We start from the raw sequence: 4,788 nt of genomic DNA on the forward strand, positions 1-4,788 counted from the left end.
TTCAAATGTATTTGAATGAGTTCGTCTACAAGCTAAACCGGAGGTATTTTGGAGAAAAACTCTTTGACAGGCTGGTTATTGCTGGAATTACTGGATTATGACTAAATACGGATATTCAAAATCTTATTTTCTAATTAAAAGCAACAGAAGTGTACAGCTTATTTAAAAAAGAAATAAAAACGTTTCTCGGATCGCTGATCGGTTATCTGGCCGTATTGGTTTTTTTATTGGTTACCGGTTTGTTTTTGTGGATTTTCCCGGGCAATTACAATATTCCTGAAAATAATTATGCAACGCTGCAGGGGCTTTTTACGCTGGCGCCGTGGTTGTACCTGTTTTTGGTGCCCGCCATTACCATGCGTATGTTTGCCGACGAAAAACGCAGCGGAACTATTGAAATTCTGCTAACCCGCCCGTTGGCTGATTTTCAGTTGGTAATGGCAAAATTTCTGGCCGGATTGGTGCTGGTTGTTTTCTCGTTGTTGCCCACTTTGCTGTATTTCTTGTCGGTTTATTGGTTGGGGAATCCGGTTGGCAGTATCGACACCGGTGCAACCTGGGGCTCGTTTATGGGGCTGTTTTTCCTGGCAACTATTTATGTGGCCATTGGTATTTTTGCCTCGTCGCTCACCGATAACCAAATTGTTTCCTTCATCTTCGGAATGTCGCTGTCGTTTATCTTTTACCTCGGTTTCGAGTTTGTAGCATCGGCAGAAGTTCCGTACTTACTGGAGCAACTTTTTTCGTGGTTGAGTATTAACGATCACTACCTTTCTATTTCGCGCGGAGTAGTTGATATGCGCGATATTCTCTATTTTCTCGGCATGGCTTTTTTGTTTTTGTATGGCACTACCCTGATTTTACGAAAAGGAAAACTCCGAAAAACAAAAGCAAAAGTTCGCGCGGTTGTTGTTCCTGTGGCTGTTTTGCTGATACTCGCCATTTCGTCTAACTTTTTATACCGTATCGATCTGACGGCTGAAAAGCGTTATTCGCTATCAGATGTAAGTAAACAAATGGTTGGTGGACTGGAAGGTCCGGTGGAAGTGGAGTTGTATTTAAGTGGCGAGCTGGAAGCGGGATTGCGAAAAATACAAAACGAAGTACTGGAGAAAATTGCGGTGCTGAATGCCTACAGTTCGGCTCCGATTCGGGTACGCATTTTTAATCCGTACAGCATCGGGAATATCGAAAAGCAGGAAGAGTTTATTACCGGCCTGGTAAACAGAGGTGTGCCGCGAATTAATTTTGGGCATAAAACCGAGCAAGGCGTAAGTTCACGTTTTATATTTCCGGGAGCAATAATTCGTTATCAGAATAAAGAGCTGGCGGTTAATTTTCTGAAAAATAATCCGTACACCAGTTACGAAAACAACTTTAATCATTCGGTGGAAACCATCGAATTCGAGTTGGTAAATGCCTTTCATAAACTGATGCGAAAGAAAAAGTCGGTGTTGGCATTTTTACAGGGACACGATGAAGCCAATCAATACGAAGTGGCCGATATTGCGCGTGCACTTTCGGCCGATTTTGAAATTGATATGCTGGAAGCTGCCGACCTGAACGGTTCGGATGTGGATATTTTGGTAATTGCCAATCCGAAAAAAGAATTTCCGGAGACCTCAAAAATTGCCATCGACCAATACCTGATGAAAGGTGGAAAGCTGATGTGGCTGGTTGATCCGGTACAGGTGAGCCTCGATAGTTTGAGCAAAGGATTTCAAACCTATTCGTTTCCAAACGATATGAATATTGGCGACCAGTTGTTTCGCTACGGCGTGCGTTTAAATTACGAATTGCTACAGGATGTAAACTGTATTCAGATTCGTGTAAATACTGCGGCGCCGGGTAATCCGCCACGTTATACTTTACATCCGTGGTATTATTCACCGCTGCTAACGCCAAATGATAATCATCCGATAAGCCGGAATCTGAACTGGGTGAAAACCGAGTTTGTTTCGTCGCTCGATACCGTTTCTGCCAATTCAACGGTACGAAAGGAGGTGATTCTGAGTACATCGCCGTATGCCCGACGGATAAAAGCACCGTCGTCGGTAAGCCTAGGAAATATTAACAATCCGCCGGCTCGCGAGTTGTTCACGCAGTCGGATATTCCGGTTGGTGTTTTGTTGGAAGGTGTTTTTACTTCGAACTATAAAAACCGCATGGTGGAAAATTACGGTTATTCTTCGGCCGACATCATTACGGAAAGTCAGCCTACACAAATGATCGTGATTGCCGACGGTGGAATGATCACCAATAAAGTCAACTATTCTACCAATCCACCTAAAATACAGGAACTTGGTTTTGATGAAGTGTCGGGGCAGGTTTTCGGGAATAAGGAGTTTTTGATTAATGCCATTTCGTACCTCGATGATAAACAGGGAATTATGCAGCTACGTGGCCGATCGTTAAAAATGCGCTTACTCGACAAAGTAAAACTGCGCGAAGAAGCCGCTTTCTGGAAAGGATTGAATGTATTGCTGCCACTGCTTTTAATCACTGTTTTTGCACTGGTTTACAACCTTGTTCGTAAGTACCGTTACAATCGTTCATAAAAACGGGGTAAAATCACGCCAAACACGATAGGGATAATTCCTGAAAGTTTGTATATTCGTGTACTTAGAATAGTTGTAAATAAGACAAGAATTCAAAAAAATAAATCGAAATAAATGAAGTTTGTAGTTTCAAGCACCGAATTACTGAGCCACCTTTCTGCAATAAGTAAGGTAATCAGCAGTAAAAGTACAATGCCAATTCTCGATAACTTCTTGTTTCAGTTAAGCGAAACAGAGTTAACCATAACAGCTTCCGATCTGGAGACGACTTTAATTACCAGCCTCGAGTTGGATAATATTGAAGGCGAAGGAGCTGTTGCAGTTCCGGCTAAGTTGATCACCGATACGCTGAAAGAATTTCCGGAGCAACCACTGACATTTCAGATCGATGGCGATTCGTACCTTGTTGAAATTTATTCCGACAATGGTAAATTCAGCATTATGGGGCAAAATGCCGAGGATTTTCCGGAGCAGCCACAGCTGGACGAGGAAGGTGCATCATCGATCGATGTTAGCCATGTTGTACTTCAGAAAGGAATTGAAAAAACTTTGTTTGCTACGGCCGACGATGAGTTACGCCCGGTAATGAACGGTATTTATGTGGAGTTAACGCCCGATTTTATGAGCTTTGTAGCATCGGATGCGCACAAGCTGGTACGTTACCGCCGTTTGGATGCAAAAGCTGAATTCGAGTCTTCATTTATTTTGCCTAAAAAACCGGCCAGTTTATTGAAAAACCTGTTGCCAAAAGAAGAGTTTGATGTAAAACTGGAATTCGACGATAAAAACGCCTTCTTTACGTTAAGCAACTACAAACTAATTTGTCGTTTGGTAGAAGGAAATTACCCAAGTTATAATTCGGTAATTCCTACCAACAACCCGAACAAAATGATGATCGATCGCCTGAACTTTTTTAACACTGTAAAACGTGTTTCAGTATTCTCGAACCAGGCGAGCAATCTTGTAAAACTGAATATCTCCGACAACCAATTGGTGGTTTCGGCACAAGATATCGACTTCTCAATTTCGGCAGTTGAGCGCATCAATTGCGAATACGAGGGCGAAGAAATTGAAATTGGCTTCAAATCAACATTCCTGCAGGAAATTCTGACCAATATTTCAACCAGCGATGTAAAGGTTGAAATGAGCGATCCAACACGTGCAGGTTTGTTACTTCCGGCTGAAAACGACGAAGACGAAGACATGCTGATGCTGTTGATGCCAATGATGATAAACGTTTAAAAAGATACAACGATAAACCGAAAAGGTATCCGGGAACGCAGGTTTTAGGGTACCTTTTTTAATTCATACCCACCATGAAATTACATTTAAAAAACGCTTTGGTTTTTTTAGATCTGGAAACCACCGGTATTAACATTGTTACGGATCGAATTGTGGAGATTGCTTTAATAAAAGTAAATGTTGATGGCACCGAGGAAGAAAAACTGATGCGCATAAATCCTGAACAACCTATTCCGATTGAGGCTTCCTTAATTCATGGTATTTACGACGAGGATGTAAAAGACGCGCCAACCTTTAAAGAGGTAGCAAAAACGCTGGCTAAGTTTATGGAAGGATGCGACCTGGCAGGTTTTAACAGCAATCGTTTTGATATTCCCTTACTTGCCGAAGAGTTTTTACGCGCCGAGGTGGATGTTGACTTTAAAAAGCGCAAGTTTATTGATGTGCAGGCCATCTTTCATAAAATGGAAAAACGCACACTGGCAGCAGCTTACAAATTTTATTGTAACCAGGAATTAACCGATGCGCACAGTGCCATGGCCGATACAAAAGCAACTTACGAAGTGCTGAAATCGCAGCTCGATAAATACAAAGGGGTGGAGTATGAAGACGCAAAAGGGAAGAAATCGACGCCCATTGAAAATGATGTGGAAAAGTTGAGCGAATTCTCGTCGTACGATAGGAATGTTGATTTTGTAGGCCGCATTGTTTACGACGAAAATGGTGTGGAAGTCTTCAATTTTGGAAAGAACAAAGGAGTGCCCGTTGAGCAGGTTTTGCAGGAACAACCCGGTTACTTTGGCTGGATTTTAAACAGCGAATTCCCGCTTTATACTAAAAAAGTGCTTACACAATTGAAATTGAAAATGATGAGCAAGTAAAGCTTGTCATTTCGAGAGTCCACCCATTTTTAATGGGCATAATGAGGTAATGACAGTAGATATACCGAACTTAGCAGCAAGCCTGCACAGTTTGACCGTTCTTTGTA

At 42.0% G+C, this 4,788-nt stretch carries 3 protein-coding genes and 1 pseudogene; all 4 read left to right on the top strand.

Annotated features, from left to right (window positions below):
- Positions 1 to 101 (top strand): annotated as a pseudogene (locus BMW53_RS20840) (IS1595 family transposase); the annotation flags it as partial.
- A 48-nt stretch (positions 102 to 149) separates the two neighbouring features.
- Entirely contained in the window at positions 150 to 2,558 is a 2,409-nt protein-coding gene (gene gldG / locus BMW53_RS20440) for a gliding motility-associated ABC transporter substrate-binding protein GldG (protein ID WP_038555446.1), read from the top strand.
- A 114-nt stretch (positions 2,559 to 2,672) separates the two neighbouring features.
- Positions 2,673 to 3,800 (top strand): DNA polymerase III subunit beta, encoded by a 1,128-nt coding sequence (gene dnaN / locus BMW53_RS20445; RefSeq protein ID WP_038555442.1) that lies wholly within the window; start codon positions 2,673 to 2,675, stop codon positions 3,798 to 3,800.
- A 74-nt stretch (positions 3,801 to 3,874) separates the two neighbouring features.
- Positions 3,875 to 4,681 carry a 3'-5' exonuclease gene (locus BMW53_RS20450; RefSeq protein WP_038555438.1) on the top strand — a complete coding sequence of 269 codons (807 nt, stop codon included), beginning with the start codon at positions 3,875 to 3,877 and terminating at the stop codon, positions 4,679 to 4,681.
- The last annotated feature ends 107 nt before the right edge of the window (positions 4,682 to 4,788 follow it).

Source organism: Draconibacterium orientale (genome assembly GCF_900111425.1).
Taxonomy (GTDB): Bacteria; Bacteroidota; Bacteroidia; order Bacteroidales; family Prolixibacteraceae; genus Draconibacterium; species Draconibacterium orientale.